The sequence below is a fragment of the Rhizobium leguminosarum bv. viciae genome (assembly GCF_012276115.1).
GTDB lineage: Bacteria > Pseudomonadota > Alphaproteobacteria > Rhizobiales > Rhizobiaceae > Rhizobium > Rhizobium leguminosarum_T.
Window position 1 is genome coordinate 1 of the sequence record NZ_WIEU01000041.1, and the last position, 19873, is coordinate 19873.

Genomic DNA, 19873 nt, shown 5'->3' on the forward strand with positions numbered 1-19873 from the left:
CAGATCATGAAAGACGCTATTGTCGTGCCGCACGGTGTTGCTCCTCTTTCGTGTCCGGGAACGTCGCCAAACGCTCGAACATGAGTAGAATCAACACCGTGCACCATGTCCACTAAATTTAAACCGGACAGCAGTGGCACAGGGCCGAGGATGACGAAGAGTGAGGTTTGTCAACAAGTTAAAGGCCGACCTTGGCGGTCGGAAATCGGTGTTGCTTGAAATCAGCGTTCGGCGAGCGCCGGTTCGCCCTTCTTCTCACGCACCATGTTGATGAAGCGACGGAAGAGATAGTGGCTGTCCTGCGGGCCTGGAGAGGCTTCCGGATGGTGCTGGACCGAGAAGACCTGTTTGCCGAGGACGCGCAGGCCGCAATTGGTGCCGTCGAAAAGCGAAATATGAGTCTCTTCAACGCCATCCGGCAGCGACTTCGAGTCGACCGCGAAGCCGTGGTTCATCGAGACGATCTCGACCTTGCCGGTCGTATGATCCTTGACGGGGTGATTGGCGCCGTGATGGCCCTGATGCATCTTCTCGGTCTTCGCGCCGAGTGCCAGGCCCAGCATCTGGTGGCCGAGGCAGATGCCGAAGACCGGGATATCGGTCTTGATCAGTGTCTTGATCACAGGCACGGCATAGTCGCCGGTTGCCGCCGGATCGCCCGGGCCGTTCGACAGGAAGATGCCGTCCGGCTGCATGGCGAGCACGTCTTCGGCGCTCGTTGCTGCCGGCACGACAGTCACCTTGCAGTCGAGGCCGGCAAACAGGCGCAGGATGTTGCGCTTGACGCCGTAATCGAGACAGACGACGTGGTATTTCGCGTCCGTCGCCTGGAGTTCACCGTAGCCTTCATTCCACACCCACGGCGTTTCGGTCCATTGCGAGGACTGGCCCGACGAGGCGATCTTGGCGAGGTCGAGACCTTCGAGGCCGCTCCAGGCTTTGGCTTCGGCCTTCAGCGTCTCGATATCGAAGACACCGTTCGGATCGTGGGCGATGACCGCGTTCGGAGCGCCGTTCTCACGGATCCAGGCGGTCAGCGCGCGCGTGTCGATACCGCAGAGACCGATGACGCCGCGGGCCTTGAGCCATTGGTCGAGGTGCTTGGCGGCGCGGTAGTTCGAGGGCTCAGTGATGTCGGCCTTGAAGATGACGCCGACAGCGCCATGGCGGGCGGCAGGCGTCAGATCCTCGATGTCTTCATCATTGGTGCCGATATTGCCGATATGCGGGAAGGTGAAGGTGACGATCTGGCCGAGATAGGAGGGGTCCGTCAGGATCTCCTCATAGCCGGTGAGCGCTGTGTTGAAGACCACTTCGGCCGGCACCTTGCCGGTGGCGCCGATGCCCTTGCCTTCGATGACCGTGCCGTCGGCAAGAACGAGGAGGGCGGTCGGCTTTTCGATTGTCCAGGGTGCTGTCGCGGTCATCTTCATCCCGTTTCCGGCAGGTGGGCGCGTTGTCGCGCTCGTCGCCATTTGATTTCGCAGGCGTGTGGACGCGGCAATGCCGCGCGCTTCAGGCCTGATCACGAATTTTGGTGCAGGTGGCGGTAAATAGCCACGCAATCGCTTGCGGTCAATCTTTGTAGCCGAGATTGCTGCCGTTTTCCTGCGCTTTATCGCACTGACCGCGCAATTTATTTGATCCCCCGCATCAGCGTGGTTTATGAAGCGGCATCAAAACAGGAGTGAAGACCATGCTGCGCGATCAACTCGCCACCCAGCTGAAAGAGGCGATGAAGGCCAAGAATACGGAGCGGCTGTCCACCGTCCGGCTGATTCAGGCCGCGGTCAAGGACCGCGATATCGCCAACCGCGGCACCGGCAAGGAGCAGGCGAGCGACGACGAGATCCTGCAGATCCTCGCCAAGATGGTGAAGCAGCGCGACGAATCGGCCAAGATCTACGAGGAGAATTCCCGGCCGGAGCTTGCCGCCAAGGAGCGCGCCGAAATCACCGTCATCCAGGATTTCATGCCGAAGCAGCTTTCGGACGGTGAAGTGCGCGCCAACGTCTCGGCGATCATCGCCGAGACGGGTGCCGCCGGCGCCAAGGACATGGGCAAGGTGATGGCGGCGCTGAAGGAGCGTTATGCCGGCCAGATGGATTTCGCCAAGGCGTCGGCGACCGTCAAGGAACTGTTGAACGGATAAGCGTCAGATAACTTGCCTTGCCTGCGGTTCGTCACGGACCGCAGGCCCGAGCGCCGCTTCGGCGGCGGCATCGATGATGGCGAATTTCGCCGCCTGATAATTCCAGTATTCGCGGATGAAATGGCCCGACAGCCAGAAGTCGCCCTTGCGGGAGGGTTCCGTCCAGCCGATGCTCTGCATGGTCGCTGCCTGCGCCAGAAGCCGCTTCAGATGGGTGTTGGAGATCATGAACTGTTCGCGGATTTCCCTGAGCGACAGGGGGCCGAGCACGACGCGGTCGGCCGTCCTTGGAAATTCGGGAAGGCGCGAGATCAGGTAGTCCATCACCAGCCCGCCGGAATTCGCCCAGTTGAAGAGGTTGAAGGTGGCGCCCGGATTGCGGACTGCTTCACTTCCTATGATCGCCCTTGCGATCAGCGGCTGGATCGCTGCCATCATGGCCGAGGGGTCGGCGGTGATCTTATCGGCGCGCTCGCCGCCGTCGAGGCTGTCGAGGATCATCATATGGGCGACGAGCCATCGGGTGAAATGCTGCTCGGCGATTTCGGTGGGCTCCAAGTAACGTGTGCGCTTATCGGGGCCGGGAACCGGTCGCAGGAAGCGATAGGCCAGCATTTCCTGCATGAAGGCCGCGGCCGTGTTGCGGCTGGCGATGTCGTTCCTGACCGCAAAATCGATGAAGCGCCCGGAATAGAGGCCGCCGCTCTTCCCATCGTCGGAATAACCGTAATGAAGCGCGAAGCCGGCATGGGCCATCAGCCAGCGCTGCTGCGCGGCGAAGATCGAGGCGATGCGCGGGCTCTCGCGATAGATGGCGAGCATCTGATCGGCGCAATGCAGGATAGCAGCGAGAAAGCGATCGTCTGCTGCAAGATTATCCGCGGTAAAAGCCATTTGGAGAGGTCCAGGGAGTTCGGCGCATACATCTTTCATGCAGGCGCCGCCTGTCAACGGTTTTGTCAATAAGCGGTTAATTTCAAAGGGAGAGTTGTTGCAAGGAGAGCCAAAATTTAAGAAGGCAGGAGCTGGGGGCGCTCCTGCCTTCTTGCTCTTTGCTTCCACCGGCACGCAGGGCCGAAGCCCAAGCCGGAGGGTATTTGCAAAGGCACCCTTGCGAAGCGGCGCCGGGGGTAGGGATGGTGCTTCGCTCGGGGATCGCTTTGTTGAGATCGAACCTATTGCGGTGCGGCGGCTTATTCAAATTACAAAAAAATAATAATTGCCGGAATCGGCGGTTTGAGAGGCGTCGAAGCGGACTCTCGGGCGGTGGCGCGAGGGATGATGAGGCGCAATCACCTGAGGAGATAATCTATTGTTTCCAAAAGATTTTTTCTCAACTCTATTGGAGGTCCACGCTCTCGCGGAAGCTTTTCTGACGGCGGAATTCCTGCTCCGAAGGGACAATAATGTCGCACCCTGTCGCAGGGGACGATAACGCGTTGTTGATTGGATAACCGGAGCCGCCGACGACCGCCACATAGCCTGTGAATAGTGGGTTTTCATGACAAGTTTCGTGGCATGGAGCGGAAAAGCAGCTTATATGGAGAGTGGCCAAGAGGTATAAATGCGCTTTTCCAACACCTTTCTCGATGATATTCGCGACCGCGTTCCGATTTCGAACGTGATTGCGCGCCGCGTGAGCTGGGACAAACGCAAGACCAATGTGTCGCGCGGCGATTACTGGGCCTGCTGCCCGTTCCACGGCGAGAAATCGCCGAGCTTCCACTGCGAGGACCGAAAGGGCCGTTATCATTGCTTCGGCTGCGGCGTCACCGGAGATCATTTCCGCTTTCTCACCGAACTGGAGGGCCTGAATTTCCCCGAGGCGGTGCAGCAGATCGCCGATATGGCCGGCGTGCCGATGCCGCTTGCCGATCCTGTGATGGAGAAGCGCGAGAAGGAGCGCGGTTCACTGATCGACGTCATGGAAATGGCGACACAATTTTTCCAGGATCAGTTGCAGACGGCGAATGGGGCGAGGGCGCGCGCCTATCTGCGCGACCGCGGATTGACGGGGCGCACCATCGAGACCTTCCGTCTCGGCTATGCGCCCGACAGTCGCAATGCGCTCAAGGAATTCCTCGCCGGCAAGGGTGTCTCCAAGGATCAGATCGAGGCCTGCGGTCTGGTCATCCATGAAAACGTGCCGGTCTCCTACGATCGTTTCCGCGACCGCATCATGTTCCCGATCTTGTCGTCGCGGGAAAAGGTGATCGCTTTCGGCGGCCGCGCCATGTCGGCCGATGCGCCGGCGAAATACCTGAACTCCAACGAGACGGAGCTCTTTCACAAGGGCAATGTCCTTTATAATTTCGCCCGTGCGCGGCGCGCGATCCAGGGGCCGGGCCGCGGCGATCCTCAGGACGACAATGCGACCGGCACCATCATCGCCGTCGAAGGTTATATGGACGTGATCGCGCTCTATCAGGCGGGCATCGAGAATGCCGTTGCGCCGCTCGGCACGGCGCTCACCGAAAACCAGCTCGAGCTGCTCTGGAAGATGGTGCCGCAGCCGGTGCTCTGCTTCGACGGCGACGGCGCCGGCATCCGCGCCGCCAATCGCGCCGCCGAACTGGCGTTGCCGCATCTGAAGCCCGGCCGTTCCGTTCGCTTCGCGCTTCTGCCCGACGGCAAGGATCCCGACGATCTGGTGCGCGATGACGGGCGGGCGCCCTTCGACAAGGTGATGAGCCAGGCAAAGCCGCTCTCCGAGATGCTGTGGAGCCGGGAGGTCAATACCGGCAAGTTCGACACGCCGGAGGCGCGCGCCGAGCTCGAGGCGCGGCTGAAGCAACTGGTCGCCGTCATCGCCGACGAGAATGTCCGCCGTCACTACCAGCAGGATATTCGCGATCGGCTGAACGCTTTCTTCCAGCCGCAGTTCCAGAACCGCAACAATGGCGACCGCCGCGGCGGCTTCAACGGCAACGGCAATTACCGGACGGGCCGCGACAATGCGGGCAAGGCCGGGCCGAAAAGCCCCAGCGTCATTTCCGAAAGGCTCGCCCGCTCGGGCCCCGTGCGCGGCCATCAGAACAATACGGCGCTGCGCGAAAGCGTGCTGGCGCTGACCGTCGTCAATCATCCCTCGCTGATGATCGACGATTATGACGAGATCGCCGCGATCGACTATGACAGCCGCGAGCTGCAGCGGCTCTGGTCGGCGATGCTGGGAGCCGCCGCGGCCGTCGCCGGCCCGCATCTGACGCGCGAATATCTGACCGAAAGGCTGGAATTCGAAGGCTTCGGCCCGCTCATCAAGAGCCTCGACCAGCAGGTGCGCAATGCCCGGCTGTGGATCGCGACCGAGGAGGCGGCGATGGAGGATGCGCGTGAGGGATACCGGCAGGCACTGGCTTCCCACAAGCGGGCGAAGGCGCTGCGCCGGCAGAAGATCGAGCTCGAGCGCGAGATCGCGCTGGCGACCGAAGCCGGTGACGGCGAGGCGATCGTTCAACTGATGCGCGCGCAGCAGGAAGTGCATTTCGAAGGGGTGCGCCTTGAGAACCAGGAGGCGATCATCGATGGCTTCGGCGTGCTTTCCGGCCGCGTCAAAGGGGCGGCGAACCACTGATGTCGCTGAACGAACGAAACGAACCGGGCTTTTCCGCTTCCGGCGCGCTGTTTTCTTCCGGCCGCTCGCCGCTCGATATCCTCAAGCAGGTCTACGGCTATTCCTCCTTCCGCGGCAAGCAGCAGCAGGTGGTCGAGCATGTGGTTTCCGGCGGCGATGCGGTCGTGCTCTTTCCCACAGGCGCCGGCAAGTCGCTGTGCTTCCAGATCCCGGCGCTCTGCCGCGATGGCGTCGGCATCGTGGTTTCGCCGCTGATCGCGCTGATGCGCGATCAGGTGGAGGCGATGAAGCAGCTCGGCATCCGCGCCGCAGCACTCAACTCGTCGCTGTCGCGCGAGGAGTTCGTCGAGGTTCGCCGCGCGCTTTCGGCGGGCCAGCTCAACCTTCTCTACGTGACGCCCGAGCGCATTTTGACCGATGGGTTCCGCGAGCTGATCGCCAACGAGAAGATCGCGCTATTCGCGATTGACGAGGCCCATTGCGTCTCGCAATGGGGCCATGATTTCCGGCCGGAATATCGCGAACTCGGGCGGCTCGGCGAGCAATATCCCGGCGTGCCCAGGGTGGCGCTGACGGCGACGGCCGATCCGCATACGCGCGACGACATGATCGAGCGGCTGGGCTTGGATTCTGCCGAGATCTTCACCACCAGTTTCGACCGACCGAACATTGCCTACGAGATCGTTGAGCGCGACCAGCCACGCCAGCAGCTGCTGCGGTTCCTGTCCGGCCACAAGGGCGACAGCGGCATCGTCTATTGCCTGTCGCGCGCCAAGGTCGAAGATACGGCCGAATGGCTGAACGGGCAGGGCATTCGTGCGCGTGCCTACCATGCCGGCATGGACAGGGCGGTTCGTGACGCCAATCAGGATGCCTTCCTGAAAGAAGAAAACCTTTGCCTGGTCGCCACCGTCGCCTTCGGCATGGGCATCGACAAACCGAACGTGCGTTATGTCGCCCATCTCGACCTGCCGGGCTCGGTAGAAGCCTATTATCAGGAGACTGGGCGCGCCGGCCGCGACGGTCTGCCGTCCGACGTCTGGATGGCCTATGGCATGGCCGACGTCATCCAGCGCGGCCGGATGATCGACGAGGGCAATGCTGCCACGGAGATCAAACGGGTCGAACGCGCCAAGCTCAATGCGTTGCTCGCGATCTGCGAGACCGCCTCCTGCCGCCGCCAGGCAATCCTTGCCCATTTCGGCGAGGCGCATGCCGGACAATGCGGCAATTGCGACACCTGCCTGAAGCCGGTCGAGACCTGGGAGGGCACGGAGGCGGCGATCAAGGCGCTGGCCGCCGTCTATCGCACCGGCGAACGTTTCGGCGCTGGCCATGTCGTCGACGTGCTCCTCGGCAACGTCAACGAAAAGACCGAACGTTTCGGCCATGCCGAAATGCCGGTCTTCGGCGCCGGCAAGGATATTCCGGCACGCGTCTGGCAGTCGGTCTTCCGCCAGTTGCTCGCCATGGGATTGATCCGCGTCGACCACGAGGCCTTCGGGGCGCTGAAGCTGGAGCCGGAGGCGCGCTCCGTCTTCAAGCACGAGCGGCAGGTGTTCTTCCGCAAGGACCGGCCGGCCTCGGAACGGCGTACGAAGAAGGCGGAGCGCAGCGAGCGCAAATCGGGACTATCGGGCGCCGACGGCAGTCTCTTCGAGGCGCTACGGGCGGAGCGCATGGCGATCGCGAAATCGCTCGGCGTACCGCCCTATGTCGTCTTTCCTGATACGACGCTGATCGCCTTCGCCACGGAGCGGCCTCGCAGCCGCAAGGAATTGCTCTCCATATCCGGTGTCGGGCAGGCGAAGCTCGAACGTTACGGCGATGCTTTCCTGGAGATCATCCTGGCGCAGGACAACGGCTGAGCGGCAAGGGAGGAGCGCCGATGGCCCAGAATATTTACGACCGACCGGAATTCTTCGCTGGATATAGCGGCATGAGGCGATCCTTGCATGGGCTCGACGGAGCATCCGAGTGGCCGGCGGTGCGCGCGCTGCTGCCCGATCTTGCCGGCAAGCATGTTGTCGATCTCGGCTGCGGCTTCGGCTGGTTTTCGCGTTTTGCCGTGAGCCAGGGTGCTGCAAGCGTGCTTGCGCTCGACATCTCGGAAAAGATGATCGCCAGAGCGAGGGCCGATACGGCGGAAGCAGCGATCACCTACGAGATCGCCGATCTCGAGCATCTCACGCTTGCTCAAGCTTCCTTCGATTTCGCTTACAGCTCGCTGGCGCTGCATTATATCGAGGATTTCGCCGGTCTCGCCGCAACGGTCTATCGCGCGCTTTTGCCGGTCTCGCAATTCGTCTTCACCATCGAGCATCCGATCTTCATGGCGCCGACCAATCCCGCCTGGGCAGCCGATGCCGAGGGGCGGCGCATCTGGCCGCTCGACCGCTATTCCCTCGAGGGTCCGCGCACCACCGACTGGCTCGCCAAGGGCGTGGTCAAGCAGCACCGCAAGCTCGGCACGACGCTCAACACCTTGATCGCGGCCGGTTTTGCCATTCGCCATGTCGAGGAGTGGAGCCCGAACGAAGATGAGCTCCACGACAATCCGGATTGGGCGGAGGAGATGGACCGACCGATGTTCCTGCTGATTGCGGTTCAGCGCTGAGAAGACAAGCCGGCGGCAATATGCTAACCCGGCGGGCAAAAGGAAATCTCTGGGAAAGGCCGTCCATGACCTCGCAATTTCTCTCCCATCTCAGCAACGAGATTTCGGCGCTGAAGGATGCCGGCCTCTACAAATCCGAGCGCGTCATCAGCTCCAAGCAGGCGGGCGAGATCGCGATTTCCACCGGCGAGCGGGTGCTGAATTTCTGCGCCAACAACTATCTCGGCCTTGCCGACAACGAGGAACTGGCCGAGGCCGGCAAGCAGGCGCTCGACCGATACGGCTACGGCATGGCCTCGGTGCGCTTCATCTGCGGAACGCAGGAAGAGCATAAGCAGCTCGAAGCGCGCATCTCCTCCTTCCTCGGCATGGAAGACACGATCCTCTATTCCTCCTGCTTCGACGCCAATGGCGGTCTCTTCGAAACGCTGCTGTCGGACGAGGATGCGATCATCTCGGATGCGCTGAACCATGCCTCCATCATCGACGGCGTCAGGCTTTCGAAGGCCAAGCGCTTCCGCTACGCCAACAACGACATGGCGGCGCTCGAAGAGGAGCTAAAGAAGGCCGAAGGCAGCCGCTTCAAGTTGGTCGCCACCGACGGTGTCTTCTCGATGGACGGGATCATCGCCAATTTGGGCGGCGTCTGCGATCTCGCCGAGAAATACGGCGCGATGGTCATGGTCGATGACAGCCATGCCGTCGGCTTCGTCGGTAAGAATGGCCGCGGTTCGCCGGAATATTGCGGCGTCGAGGGCCGGATCGACATCATCACCGGCACGCTCGGCAAGGCGCTCGGCGGCGCCTCGGGCGGTTATACTTCGGCGAAGGCCGAGGTTGTGGAGTGGCTGCGGCAGCGCTCGCGGCCCTATCTGTTTTCGAACACGCTGGCGCCCGTCATCGCCGCCGCCTCGCTCAAGGTGTTCGACCTCATCGAAAACGGTGATGCCCTGCGCAAGCGCCTTTCCGACAACGCCGATTTGTTCCGCGCCGAAATGACCAAGCTCGGCTTCACGCTTGCCGGCGAAGGCCATCCGATCATTCCCGTCATGCTTGATGATGCCAAGCTCGCTCAGGATATGGCAAGCCTGATGCTGAAGAAAGGGATCTATGTGATCGGCTTCTCCTTCCCCGTCGTGCCAAAAGGGCAGGCCCGCATCCGTACGCAAATGTCGGCGGCGCATTCGCGGGCGGATGTGGAGCGGGCAATCGCGGCCTTTGCCGAGGCAGGGCGGGAATTGGGTGTGATTTGAGTTTGGCTTCCCCCTTCTCCCCAGCGGGGAGAAGATGTCCGTCAGGACAGATGAGGGGGCGGAGCGAAGCGACACCCTGAGCGTGAGCGAAGGGTAATTGATCTGGACGGCGTGCCGTGCCGCCCCCTCATCCGCCCTATCGGGCACCTTCTCCCCGCTGGGGAGAAGAGGGAGTAGCGAAGTCGAGCACCAAGCAAGGGTTGGGACAAGTATGTCGAACATGATGAAGGCGCTGGTCAAGGCAAAACCCGAGGTCGGGCTCTGGATGGAAAACGTGCCGGTGCCTGAGGTCGGGCCGAACGATGTGCTGATCCGGGTGAAGAAATCGGCGATCTGCGGCACCGACGTGCATATCTGGAACTGGGACCAATGGGCGCAGAAGACCATTCCGGTACCGATGGTGGTCGGCCATGAATTCTCCGGCGAGATCGCCGAGATCGGCTCAGCGGTCACCCGCTATCATATCGGCGAGCGGGTCTCCGGCGAGGGGCATATCGTCTGCGGCAAGTGCCGCAACTGCCGGGCGGGCAGGGGGCATCTCTGCCGAAATACGCTCGGCGTCGGCGTCAACCGGCCGGGTTCGTTCGGCGAGTTCGTCTGCATTCCCGAAAGCAATGTCGTGCCGATCCCGGATGATATTTCCGACGAGATCGCCGCGATCTTCGATCCGTTCGGCAATGCCGTGCACACTGCGCTTTCCTTCGATCTCGTCGGCGAGGATGTGCTCGTCACCGGTGCCGGGCCGATAGGTATCATGGGCGCGCTCGTCGCCAAGCGATCCGGCGCCCGCAAGGTCGTCATCACCGATATCAATCCGCACCGGCTGGAGTTGGCGCGCAAGCTCGGCATCGATCACGTCGTCGACGCATCGAAGGAAAACCTCGCCGACGTGATGAAGGCGATCGGTATGACGGAAGGATTCGACGTCGGGCTGGAAATGTCGGGGGCCGCACCTGCCTTCCGCGATATGATCGACAAGATGAACAATGGCGGTAAGATCGCCATCCTCGGCATCGCGCCGGCGGGCTTCGAGATCGACTGGAACAAGGTGATCTTCAAGATGCTCAATCTCAAGGGCATCTACGGCCGCGAGATGTTCGAGACCTGGTACAAGATGATCGCCTTCGTCCAGGGCGGCCTCGATCTCGCGCCCATCATCACCCACCGGATCGGCATCGACGATTTTCGCGACGGCTTCGAGGCGATGCGGTCGGGTAACTCGGGCAAAGTGGTCATGGACTGGATGTGAGAAGGTGAATGCTTTGCGCCGTCGTGCCGGCCGGCAGGTATGCCGCCGGCTTGACGGCAAAACCGGTAGAAAATCCTGCGTATAAGGCTGCGCGGCGGGCAAAATCTTTACTGCCCTTGTCTTTTGTTCACGGCATCTTAAATAAGGTTCGCAATCGCTGCCGCGGTTCAAAGCCTGTGGATAAGGCTTTTTCCGGTGTTTCGTGCGCTTTTTTTCTGGAAAAGCTTGACGAGAACAAAAAATGTGGGAATCACCGTTCGACTTGTTGAAACGGTGAACTGGGTCAAGGCGGATCGCGCAACCATGGCCGGCAATCCAAAAGCAAGAAAGCTTTGCTGTTCGGTGCCGGTAATCGTGGTTAATCAGGCTTTAAATGTCATCCCGTTAGGTGGGCAAAGGTGATTCGAGGGCGGCGCGTGCGGCGCGTCAGGCTCTGAGACAGCCCGTTCACCGTAGCGAGATTGGATAGCGTCAGGAAGGCGACGATATAAATGGCAACCAAGGTCAAAGAGAACGAAGACGCGGAAGTCGAACGCGACAGCGCAAGCGACGGCCCTCTTCTCGATCTTTCCGACGACGCGGTCAAGAAGATGATCAAAGCCGCCAAGAAGCGCGGCTATGTGACCATGGACGAGCTCAACGCAGTCCTGCCGTCCGAAGAAGTAACATCCGAGCAGATCGAAGACACGATGTCGATGCTGTCCGACATGGGCATCAACGTCATCGAAGACGAGGAAGCCGAGGAAGCCGGTGCTTCCGGCGGCAGCGATGACGACGACGCCGGCGGCGACGAGGAGAGCGAAGGCGGCGAACTCGCGCCTTCGAGCGGCACGGCGCTTGCGACCGCCAAGAAAAAAGAACCGACCGACCGTACCGACGATCCGGTTCGCATGTACCTGCGCGAGATGGGCTCGGTGGAGCTTCTTTCCCGCGAGGGCGAAATCGCGATCGCCAAGCGTATCGAGGCCGGCCGCGAGACGATGATCGCGGGTCTCTGCGAGAGCCCGCTGACCTTCCAGGCGCTGATCATCTGGCGCGACGAGCTCAACGAGGGCACGACGCTGCTGCGCGAGATCATCGATCTCGAAACCACCTATTCCGGCCCTGAAGCCAAGGCTGCGCCGCAGTTCCAGAGCCCGGAGAAGATCGAAGCCGATCGCAAGCTGGCAGAAGAGAAGGAAAAGACCCGTCGCGCCCGCTCCGGCGACGACGACATCACCGATGTCGGCGGCGAAGGCCTGCCTCCCGAGGAGGAGGAAGAGGACGAGGACGAGTCCAATCTTTCGCTGGCGGCGATGGAAGCCGAGCTTCGCCCGCAGGTGATGGAGACGCTCGATACGATCGCCGAGACCTACAAGAAGCTGCGCAAGCTGCAGGACCAGCAGGTCGAGCAGCGGCTGTCGGCTTCCGGCACGCTTTCCACCGCCCAGGAGCGCCGTTACAAGGAACTCAAAGATGAGCTCATCAAGGCCGTCAAGTCTCTGTCCTTGAACCAGAACCGCATCGACGCCCTCGTCGAGCAGCTCTACGACATCAACAAGCGCCTCGTTTCCAACGAGGGCCGCCTGCTGCGTCTGGCCGAATCCTACGGCGTCAAGCGCGACTCCTTCCTGGAGCAGTACCAGGGCGCCGAACTCGATCCGAACTGGATGAAGTCGATCGGCAATCTGGCCGCCCGCGGCTGGAAGGAATTCGCCAGGGGCGAAAACACGACGATCCGCGATATCCGCCAGGAAATCCAGAATCTGGCGACCGAAACCGGCATCTCGATCTCGGAATTCCGCCGCATCGTCCATATGGTGCAGAAGGGCGAGCGCGAAGCGCGTATCGCCAAGAAGGAAATGGTCGAAGCGAACCTTCGCCTCGTCATCTCCATCGCCAAGAAGTATACGAACCGCGGTCTGCAGTTCCTCGACCTCATTCAGGAAGGCAATATCGGCCTGATGAAAGCGGTCGACAAGTTCGAATACCGCCGCGGCTACAAGTTCTCGACCTATGCGACATGGTGGATCCGTCAGGCGATCACCCGTTCGATCGCCGACCAGGCCCGCACGATCCGCATTCCGGTGCACATGATCGAGACGATCAACAAGATCGTCCGCACATCGCGCCAGATGCTGCACGAGATCGGCCGCGAGCCGACACCGGAAGAACTGGCCGAAAAGCTCGCCATGCCGCTCGAAAAGGTCCGCAAGGTCCTGAAGATCGCCAAGGAGCCGATCTCGCTCGAAACCCCGGTGGGCGACGAAGAGGATTCGCATCTCGGCGATTTCATCGAGGACAAGAATGCGCTGCTGCCGATCGACGCCGCCATCCAGGCGAACCTGCGCGAGACGACGACGCGCGTTCTCGCCTCGCTGACGCCGCGCGAGGAACGTGTTCTGCGCATGCGCTTCGGCATCGGCATGAACACCGACCATACGCTTGAAGAAGTCGGCCAGCAGTTCTCGGTCACCCGCGAACGTATCCGCCAGATCGAGGCGAAGGCGCTACGCAAGCTGAAGCATCCGAGCCGCTCCAGAAAGCTGAGAAGCTTCCTCGACAGCTAAGAACTTCGACGACGCCGTTCTCATTGGAAAAGCCGGGCTTCATGCCCGGCTTTTGCTTTTGTGATTAATTCCAATGATCCCGGCATCTTTCTTGTCCCTCCATGGTGACAAGCCTATAATCCGGCCACGGGGGAAGGCATCGATCGCAACGCGCGAGCGAGCACTGACGTGTGCCTGGATGAATCAATCCTCCGTTAGATCCGGATGATTCAGACCTGACGGGCCTGAAATCTGAATCCGGATCCACATCAAAGAAATAGAGCATGACGCTGTCCGAAACCGCTGACACTTTTCGGCACCATGCTCTGGGAGGTGCGACATGACCACTTACATTCTTTTGATCAATTGGACGGATCAGGGCATCCGCAATGTCCGCGACTCGGCGAAACGGCTCGACGCCGCGAAGAAATTGCTCACCGGCGTCGGCGGCTCCTTCAACCAGTTCTATTTGACGATGGGCGGGCACGACATGGTCGCCGTCTGCGAGGCGCCTGACGACGCCGTCATGGCGCATTTTACCCTCTCGCTGGCGATGGGCGGCAATGTCCGCACGGAGACGCTGAAGGCATTCCCGGAGGCCGCCTATCGGGATCTGATCGGCTCGCTCGGGTAGCCGGAGCCGGCGATCGTCGATCTTGAAGGTTGCGGAGCACTTGTTGCGCTGGCAGGTGGCCGACGATGGCGCGGCCGACCAATAACTTTCATCGCTGCTCGATCACGCGATTTTTTTCTTTTGTGGCTTGATGCTGCCGGCTTTAGAGGCCACATCGCTGCTGTGACAGAAGAAGACGTAGAACCGGCGGAAGCGCAGCACGAAACGGGAAAGCAGCGGCCTGAAATCCGCTGGGGCGTCGTCGCGTCCGTTGTTGCGCACATTCCTATCGTTGCTCTTCTCATTTTCGGGCTGCCGAAGATCGAGCCGAAACCTGCCGAAGACGAGAGTGTGAAAGTGGAGCTCGTTCCGCCGCCGGAGGAGAAAAAGCCGGAGCCCAAGCCCGAGGAAAAGCCACCGGAGGCGAAGCCGCCGGAGGAGGCCAAGAAGGAACCGCCGCCGCCGCCACCGCCGCCTCCAAAAGCTGCGAAGCTGCCGGAAGCGCCCGTCGCTCCCCAGCCACAACGTGTCGCTCGCCCGGTCTTCGAATTTGCCGAGAAGGATTCAGCGCCGGAACAAAGCGAGCGGGGTAGACCGCAGCAGCCGGAAGCGCCAAAACCGCCGGTCGTTGAGGCAAAACCCGAAGAAACGCCGCCTGTAGAATCGCCGCAACTTCAAAAACCGGAGGTTACGGAGACTATGCCTGCCACGAATCCGCTGCCGCAGGATATCGAACTTCCCGAGATAGAGACTGCTGAGGCCAATCCGGAAAAGAACGGGCCGGCTGCCGCAGGACAGGACGAGGCAAAGACGAATTTCGAGCAGGCAGTGCCGCCAACGGATTCAAGCGCCGTAACCTCCTCAACGCCATCAGACGCTGAGGCCAAGGAATCGAACAAGCTCACGAAAGCGAAGACGCTGTTTACCGACAAGTTTGTTTCAGACCACACGGTCAAGACGGCGATGAATAACTTGCCGCGTCAAACGCGAGGTGGTCAGCTTTGCTGGAGCGAGCTTAGGGAACAGCTCCTTCATTCATCTGCGGCATATGATCCCAATATTATCGAGGTGCCTCAATACGAGCTCCCGAATGGCAATTTCCTCACGCTTAGGGGAAGCGCGTTCTATGACGGTCAGAAGTTGCGCCAATTGGCGTTCAGTTGCGAAGTGAATGACAACGCGACGAAGATTGTATCGTTTGAATTTGGTGTCGGGAATGTAATCCCCAAAAGTGAGTGGGCGCGCTATCACTATCCAGACGGCGACGCGGAGCATCGGTGAGCTTCGCTACAAGCCACGCGCAAGGAACCGCACCTAGCCTCTTTTCATGGCCGTGATGATTCCGGTGAAGAAGAGGGCAGATGATATGTCGAACGAGATCGAGCATTTTTTTGAGCATCAGGACGAAGCCGTGAGCGCGCTGTTCCTGGAAAACAAGGGCGATGAGCTGACCGATATTCTGGTGGCTGCTCTGGAAGAGGCTTTCGAAATCCTTCTCGAAGCCGCACCCGCCGAAACCGTTCATTGAGGTCGCAGAGGGCTCACTCAGTCTGCCAATGTGTGCTGACCGATCGCGCCGCTTGTGTTGTCCCGCCCTGTCGGGATAATGCGCCAGCATCAATGGCCTAGATATCATGTCGATTTTCCGAGAGGATCAACCGCCGTCGGCGGGCGCGCTTGATGCCCGTCTGGCCGGTTATCGGTTCGAACGCGATGCGCTCGGCCGCTCCGCCGCGAGCGTTTTTCGGCTGAAAGCTCTTGGATTGCCTACGCTTTATCTGAAAGTCGAAGAGGCTGGTCCTTTTGGCGAACTCGCTGACGAAGCCGCCAGGCTTCGCTGGATCAAGGCTTCCGGTCTGCTCTGTCCCGATATCATTGCAGAGGATAGCGACGGTGCGCGCAACCGGTTGCTGATCAACGCGCTGCCCGGGAGTGATCTCGCCAGTGCATCAGTGCTGACGCCGCTTGCGCGGGTTGAGCTGCTGGCTGCAGCCCTTCTTGACCTGCATCGCCTGCCGATCGCATCCTGCCCGTTCGACCATCGACTGGAGGCGCGTATCGCGGCCGCAAAACGCGGATGCAAGCCGGCATCGTCGACGAGACCGATTTCGATGAGACGCGGCTTGGAAAGAGTGCGGGGGCTCTGTTTGCCGAACTCGAAAGCGGGAGGCCTGGCCACGAGGATCTCGTCGTTACCCATGGTGATGCCTGTCTGCCGAATTTCATCGCTTCGGAAGACGGCTTCTCCGGCTATATCGACTGCAGTCGTCTCGGCGTCGCCGACCGCTATCAGGATATCGCGCTCGCCTGCCGGAGCATCGCAGCCAATTTCGGCGACGCGCTGGTGCAGCCCTTCCTTGATCGCTACGGCATGCCGGCCACGGATCCGGCAAGACTCGATTATTATCAGCTGCTCGACGAGTTCTTCTAGGCAGGCATCTTAGCTGCAATGATTGCGTCATCTCACTGTGGCTGGCAGAGTATCCGGCGATCAGATCTGCGGACGAACGATGGCGAAAAACCAGTTCAGGATGTTGCGCTCGGCGCTATCAGGCGTCGAAGCGGTGGAGGCGGAAACGCATCACAGCTTCGCCCGGCATACGCATGAGCAGTTCGGCATCGGCTTGATGTCCGCCGGTGCGCAGTCGTCGCTCAGCGGCCGCGGCATGGTGGAGGCTGAGGCCGGCGACATCATCACGGTCAATCCAAACGAGGTGCATGACGGGGCGCCGATCGGAGAGGGGCGATCGTGGCGTATCCTCTATTTCGATCCGACCATCGTCACCGGTCTGTCGCGAGAGATCAGCGAAAGCGGCGCGGCGCGGTCGGAAATCCCGCATCCCGTCATTCGCAATGCGGCGATCGCCGCCCGCTTCGAAGTGCTGTTTGGCGCGGTGACCGGCGCTAGGGCGGCGGCGGAGTTGCTTCGCGAGGAACTGCTTCTGCAGCTCGTCGCCGATGTCATGCGGGAGCGCTGTGATACCGAAGAGCGGCCACCGGTGCCGGCGTCGATCCGCGCGGCCCGAGACCTGATCGACGACGATCCGCTTGCCGCCGTCTCGCTCGCCGATCTCTCCAGGGAAAGTGGGCTCAGCCGCTTTCAGGTGCTGCGCGGTTTTACCAAGGTGACAGGATTGACCCCGCATGCCTATCTCGTCCAGGCCCGCATCCACATTGCCCGCCGGCTGATCGCTCAGGGCATGCCGCTTGCGGAAGCGGCCTTTGCCAGCGGCTTTGCCGACCAGAGCCACATGACGCGCGTCTTCGTGCGCAAATATGGTCTGTCGCCGCGTCTCTATGCCGGCGCCTTTCTCTGAGCGGTGTCGGCCTGTCGAGCTTCGTCACCGGCACGGCGATGCTGGCGGATGGGCGGAGTTTCGATCAGCAGGACGTAGGGTAGGTGATGGAGAGATCAGTCCTCCGTGCCTTAGGTACAGCCACCCGCCCTCGTCCTTCGAGGCTCCGGCCTGCAGCCTGCGCGCCTCAGGATGAGGGCTGATCGTGGGTGCCGCGGGCTCTCCAGCCTCATCCTGAGGTGCCCCGTAAGGGGCCTCGAAGGACGGGGCTGGCCGCCGCGCTTTAGTTCTTTGTTTTATGCCTGCAATTTCGTTCAAGACCCCGACAGGCTCCTGCTGTTTTCTCGGCGCATCCAACAGGAGACGCTGAATGTCGAGGCAGGTTCAAGGTTATATCTATCTAGCGCCGGCGATGCTGACTGTGGGAAGCACGGTCGTCGCCAGCAAACTCATCGCTTCGGGTCTGCCGCCGTTCAGCGCCACCGCACTGCGCTTCGCCATCGCCTTTCCTGTCCTTCTCCTGCTGATGTGGGCCACCGGCGCGCGGCTGCCGAGGTTTTCCCGGCATGACCGCCTCATCCTCATCATTCAGGCCGGGGCCGGCAGCGTCGGTTATACGACGCTGCTGATCTCCGGCCTCAGCCTGACCTCGGCGGCCGATGCCGGCGTCATCATCGGCACGCTGCCTGTGGTGTCGGCGGCAATCTCCATCGTGCTGCTGCGCGAACGGCCGCAGCGCGCCCTGCTTCTCGCGGTGGCGCTTGCAACGGCAGGCGTGCTGTCGATCGCCTTCACGCCGGATGCGGCCGGAGGGTCGGTCTCCGGCAATGCACTGATCTTCTTGGCCGTCGTCTGCGAAGGGCTATTCATCCTGCTGAACAAAAGACTGAAGACGGAGGTTGCGCCGCTTGCCCTGTCGACGCTGATGGCCGGCATCGGCTTCATCGTTGCCGCCATCCCGGCTGTTTTTGAAGCGCCTTCCGCAGATGGTATTTCGGCAAGCGCTGTCGCCGCCGTCGTCTATTATGCGCTGGTGCCGACTGTCGGCGGATTTCTGCTGTGGTATGCGGGGGCGGAGAGGGTGAGCGGCACGGAAGCCGCGCTCTTCACCGCGCTGGCTCCGGTTTCCGCCGTCATGCTTGCCTTCGTCATCCTTGGCGAGCCGGTCGGGCTCAACCAGATCGCCGGCATCGCCTGCGTGCTTGCGGCCCTGCTCGGGCTTGCCTTTGCCGGACGCCGCACAGTGAAACTTGTCGGTGGGAGATAGATCATGCAGTTCAGCCATTCCGATGCCATATGGCAGGCCTTTCCGGAGCTTCGCGCCGGCGCGCTCCATGCGGAAGGCATCCATGCGGATGCCGATGTCGAGGCGGGGATCGCAGATTTCAGCGCGATCGCCGAGGCCCGGCTGGCCAAAGCGCAGGAAGGCGAATTCCCCGAAATCCAGGCCTGGCGTCGCGGCTTTTCCCGCATGGGGCTGAAGCCGACGCAATATCGCTGCGCTTCCGAGGCGCTGCTGCGCCGTTTCCGCCAGGAGCACGCACTGCCGCGCCTGCATCCGCTCGTTGATCTCTGCAATGCGATTTCACTCGCCTTCGCCATTCCGATCGCCGTCTTCGACACCGAAAAGATCGCTGGCGATCTCGAAGTCCGGCGAGCCAAGGGTGACGAGACCTATCTGACTTTCGCCGGCGAAATCGAGCATCCGGAGGCGAACGAGGTGATCTTTGCAGACAGTGAGGACAGGGCGCATGCGCGGCGTTGGACGAACCGGCAGAGCGGGCTTTCGGCGGTGCGGGAGACGACGCGCTCGGTGCTGATCGTTGTCGAGGCCCTGCACGTCTCGGCCGGCGACGACATCGCCCGCCTGGTCGAAACAGCTGCGGATGCGCTTGTACGTCACTGGCCGGTGGTGGCGAAAACGGCGATACTCAGTCCGGTATCACCGCGTTTCGAATTCTAAGGGAGCGAGACTTCAGCAAAGGTGGTGTTCCGGGCCTTGGGTTGGCCGCATGCCCGCCCTATCTTTATGCGATCGATAGCTTCTGGAGACGAACCCGATGTCAGACAAGTCGATCAAGATTCCGGGGCCGGATCATCCGATCACCGTCGAGCACAATCCCTCCCGTGTCGTCGTCACGCTCGGCGGCAAGACGGTTGCCGATACGCACGATGCGCTGACGCTGTGCGAGGCCTCCTATCCGCCGGTGCAATATATTCCGCGCAAGGATGTGGACATGTCGCTGCTTCAACGCACCGAGCATAGCAGCCATTGCCCCTATAAGGGTGACGCCTCCTATTACAGCATCATTCCGGGCGGCGAGCGCTCGAAGAATGCCGTCTGGACCTACGAGGCGCCGAATGCCGCGGTCAGCAGCATCAAGGACCATCTCGCCTTCTATCCCGACCGCGTCGACGGCATAGAGGAAATGGCCTCTCCGGAAGCCGGCGCCTTCTGACGCTGCGCATGACATCGAAGCCGTTGCGGCGGAACATGTTCGCCACGGGACCGTTAGGGTGATCTAGCGGGGGATAAGTCGTGCCGAAATTCTACTTTCAGCTTTTCGATCGGGATGGCGCCGGGGAAGAAA

The 19873-nt window shown here is 61.3% G+C and carries 16 protein-coding genes and 1 pseudogene; 15 read left to right on the forward strand and 2 right to left on the reverse strand.

The window, feature by feature from the left end; translation table 11 throughout:
- Positions 1-221: 221 nt before the first annotated feature.
- A complete protein-coding gene (gene carA / locus GFM02_RS34210) occupies positions 222-1427 on the reverse strand; it encodes a glutamine-hydrolyzing carbamoyl-phosphate synthase small subunit (protein ID WP_032986636.1) in 1206 nt (401 codons plus the stop codon).
- Between the two features lie 269 nt (positions 1428-1696).
- Between carA and GFM02_RS34215 the strand changes: the two genes are divergently transcribed.
- Complete coding sequence (locus GFM02_RS34215; RefSeq protein WP_168324163.1) at positions 1697-2152, forward strand: GatB/YqeY domain-containing protein; 456 nt, start codon at positions 1697-1699, stop codon at positions 2150-2152.
- Positions 2153-2155: 3 nt separating this feature from the next.
- Here GFM02_RS34215 and GFM02_RS34220 read toward each other — a convergent pair whose 3' ends face one another.
- Positions 2156-3046, reverse strand: coding sequence for a hypothetical protein (locus GFM02_RS34220; RefSeq protein ID WP_168324164.1), 891 nt, complete (start codon positions 3044-3046; stop codon positions 2156-2158).
- 670 nt (positions 3047-3716) lie between these two features.
- Between GFM02_RS34220 and dnaG the strand changes: the two genes are divergently transcribed.
- The 14 genes and pseudogenes from dnaG to GFM02_RS34290 all read left to right on the forward strand — a co-directional run bounded on the left by dnaG (position 3717) and on the right by GFM02_RS34290 (position 19741).
- Positions 3717-5726, forward strand: coding sequence for a DNA primase (gene dnaG, locus GFM02_RS34225; protein ID WP_168324165.1), 2010 nt, complete (start codon positions 3717-3719; stop codon positions 5724-5726).
- On the forward strand, positions 5726-7594 hold the full coding sequence (gene recQ, locus GFM02_RS34230; protein ID WP_168324166.1) for a DNA helicase RecQ: 1869 nt from the start codon (positions 5726-5728) through the stop codon (positions 7592-7594). The genes dnaG and recQ overlap by 1 nt, the downstream gene beginning before the upstream one ends.
- 20 nt (positions 7595-7614) lie before the next feature.
- Positions 7615-8343, forward strand: a complete 729-nt coding sequence (locus GFM02_RS34235; protein ID WP_168324167.1) for a class I SAM-dependent methyltransferase — start codon at positions 7615-7617, stop codon at positions 8341-8343.
- A gap of 65 nt (positions 8344-8408) precedes the next feature.
- The gene (locus GFM02_RS34240) at positions 8409-9596 is read left to right on the forward strand and encodes a glycine C-acetyltransferase (protein WP_168324168.1); all 1188 of its coding nucleotides are present in this window, start codon (positions 8409-8411) and stop codon (positions 9594-9596) included.
- A gap of 211 nt (positions 9597-9807) precedes the next feature.
- Positions 9808-10845 carry an L-threonine 3-dehydrogenase gene (tdh, locus tag GFM02_RS34245; RefSeq protein WP_003541611.1) on the forward strand — a complete coding sequence of 346 codons (1038 nt, stop codon included), beginning with the start codon at positions 9808-9810 and terminating at the stop codon, positions 10843-10845.
- 491 nt (positions 10846-11336) lie between these two features.
- Positions 11337-13394, forward strand: a complete 2058-nt coding sequence (rpoD, locus tag GFM02_RS34250) for an RNA polymerase sigma factor RpoD (RefSeq protein WP_017961411.1) — start codon at positions 11337-11339, stop codon at positions 13392-13394.
- A gap of 319 nt (positions 13395-13713) precedes the next feature.
- On the forward strand, positions 13714-14007 hold the full coding sequence (locus GFM02_RS34255) for a GYD domain-containing protein (protein ID WP_020050986.1): 294 nt from the start codon (positions 13714-13716) through the stop codon (positions 14005-14007).
- 120 nt (positions 14008-14127) lie between these two features.
- A complete protein-coding gene (locus GFM02_RS34260) occupies positions 14128-15267 on the forward strand; it encodes a DUF930 domain-containing protein (RefSeq protein WP_168324169.1) in 1140 nt (379 codons plus the stop codon).
- Between the two features lie 85 nt (positions 15268-15352).
- Positions 15353-15514, forward strand: a complete 162-nt coding sequence (locus tag GFM02_RS34265) for a hypothetical protein (RefSeq protein ID WP_165503751.1) — start codon at positions 15353-15355, stop codon at positions 15512-15514.
- Between the two features lie 106 nt (positions 15515-15620).
- Positions 15621-16417 (forward strand): annotated as a pseudogene (locus GFM02_RS34270) (APH(3') family aminoglycoside O-phosphotransferase).
- Positions 16418-16496: 79 nt separating this feature from the next.
- The gene (locus tag GFM02_RS34275; protein WP_168324170.1) at positions 16497-17303 is read left to right on the forward strand and encodes a helix-turn-helix transcriptional regulator; all 807 of its coding nucleotides are present in this window, start codon (positions 16497-16499) and stop codon (positions 17301-17303) included.
- A gap of 349 nt (positions 17304-17652) precedes the next feature.
- Complete coding sequence (locus tag GFM02_RS34280; protein WP_168324171.1) at positions 17653-18549, forward strand: DMT family transporter; 897 nt, start codon at positions 17653-17655, stop codon at positions 18547-18549.
- Between the two features lie 3 nt (positions 18550-18552).
- Entirely contained in the window at positions 18553-19245 is a 693-nt protein-coding gene (locus GFM02_RS34285) for a B3/B4 domain-containing protein (RefSeq protein ID WP_168324172.1), read from the forward strand.
- Positions 19246-19342: 97 nt separating this feature from the next.
- Positions 19343-19741 carry a DUF427 domain-containing protein gene (locus tag GFM02_RS34290; protein ID WP_168272160.1) on the forward strand — a complete coding sequence of 133 codons (399 nt, stop codon included), beginning with the start codon at positions 19343-19345 and terminating at the stop codon, positions 19739-19741.
- Positions 19742-19873: the final 132 nt, after the last annotated feature.

Excerpts from the sequence above, each read along its gene's own strand:
- GFM02_RS34285 (WP_168324172.1), top strand. The coding sequence starts at position 18,553 with ATGCAGTTCAGCCATTCCGATGCCATATGGCAGGCCTTTCCGGAGCTT.
- GFM02_RS34275 (WP_168324170.1), top strand. The coding sequence starts at position 16,497 with ATGGCGAAAAACCAGTTCAGGATGTTGCGCTCGGCGCTATCAGGCGTC.
- GFM02_RS34240 (WP_168324168.1), top strand. The coding sequence starts at position 8,409 with ATGACCTCGCAATTTCTCTCCCATCTCAGCAACGAGATTTCGGCGCTG.
- GFM02_RS34290 (WP_168272160.1), top strand. The coding sequence starts at position 19,343 with ATGTCAGACAAGTCGATCAAGATTCCGGGGCCGGATCATCCGATCACC.
- GFM02_RS34255 (WP_020050986.1), top strand. The coding sequence starts at position 13,714 with ATGACCACTTACATTCTTTTGATCAATTGGACGGATCAGGGCATCCGC.
- recQ (WP_168324166.1), top strand. The coding sequence starts at position 5,726 with ATGTCGCTGAACGAACGAAACGAACCGGGCTTTTCCGCTTCCGGCGCG.
- GFM02_RS34265 (WP_165503751.1), top strand. The coding sequence starts at position 15,353 with ATGTCGAACGAGATCGAGCATTTTTTTGAGCATCAGGACGAAGCCGTG.
- carA (WP_032986636.1), bottom strand. The coding sequence starts at position 1,427 with ATGACCGCGACAGCACCCTGGACAATCGAAAAGCCGACCGCCCTCCTC.
- GFM02_RS34235 (WP_168324167.1), top strand. The coding sequence starts at position 7,615 with ATGGCCCAGAATATTTACGACCGACCGGAATTCTTCGCTGGATATAGC.
- GFM02_RS34220 (WP_168324164.1), bottom strand. The coding sequence starts at position 3,046 with ATGGCTTTTACCGCGGATAATCTTGCAGCAGACGATCGCTTTCTCGCT.
- tdh (WP_003541611.1), top strand. The coding sequence starts at position 9,808 with ATGTCGAACATGATGAAGGCGCTGGTCAAGGCAAAACCCGAGGTCGGG.
- dnaG (WP_168324165.1), top strand. The coding sequence starts at position 3,717 with ATGCGCTTTTCCAACACCTTTCTCGATGATATTCGCGACCGCGTTCCG.
- GFM02_RS34280 (WP_168324171.1), top strand. The coding sequence starts at position 17,653 with ATGTCGAGGCAGGTTCAAGGTTATATCTATCTAGCGCCGGCGATGCTG.
- rpoD (WP_017961411.1), top strand. The coding sequence starts at position 11,337 with ATGGCAACCAAGGTCAAAGAGAACGAAGACGCGGAAGTCGAACGCGAC.
- GFM02_RS34215 (WP_168324163.1), top strand. The coding sequence starts at position 1,697 with ATGCTGCGCGATCAACTCGCCACCCAGCTGAAAGAGGCGATGAAGGCC.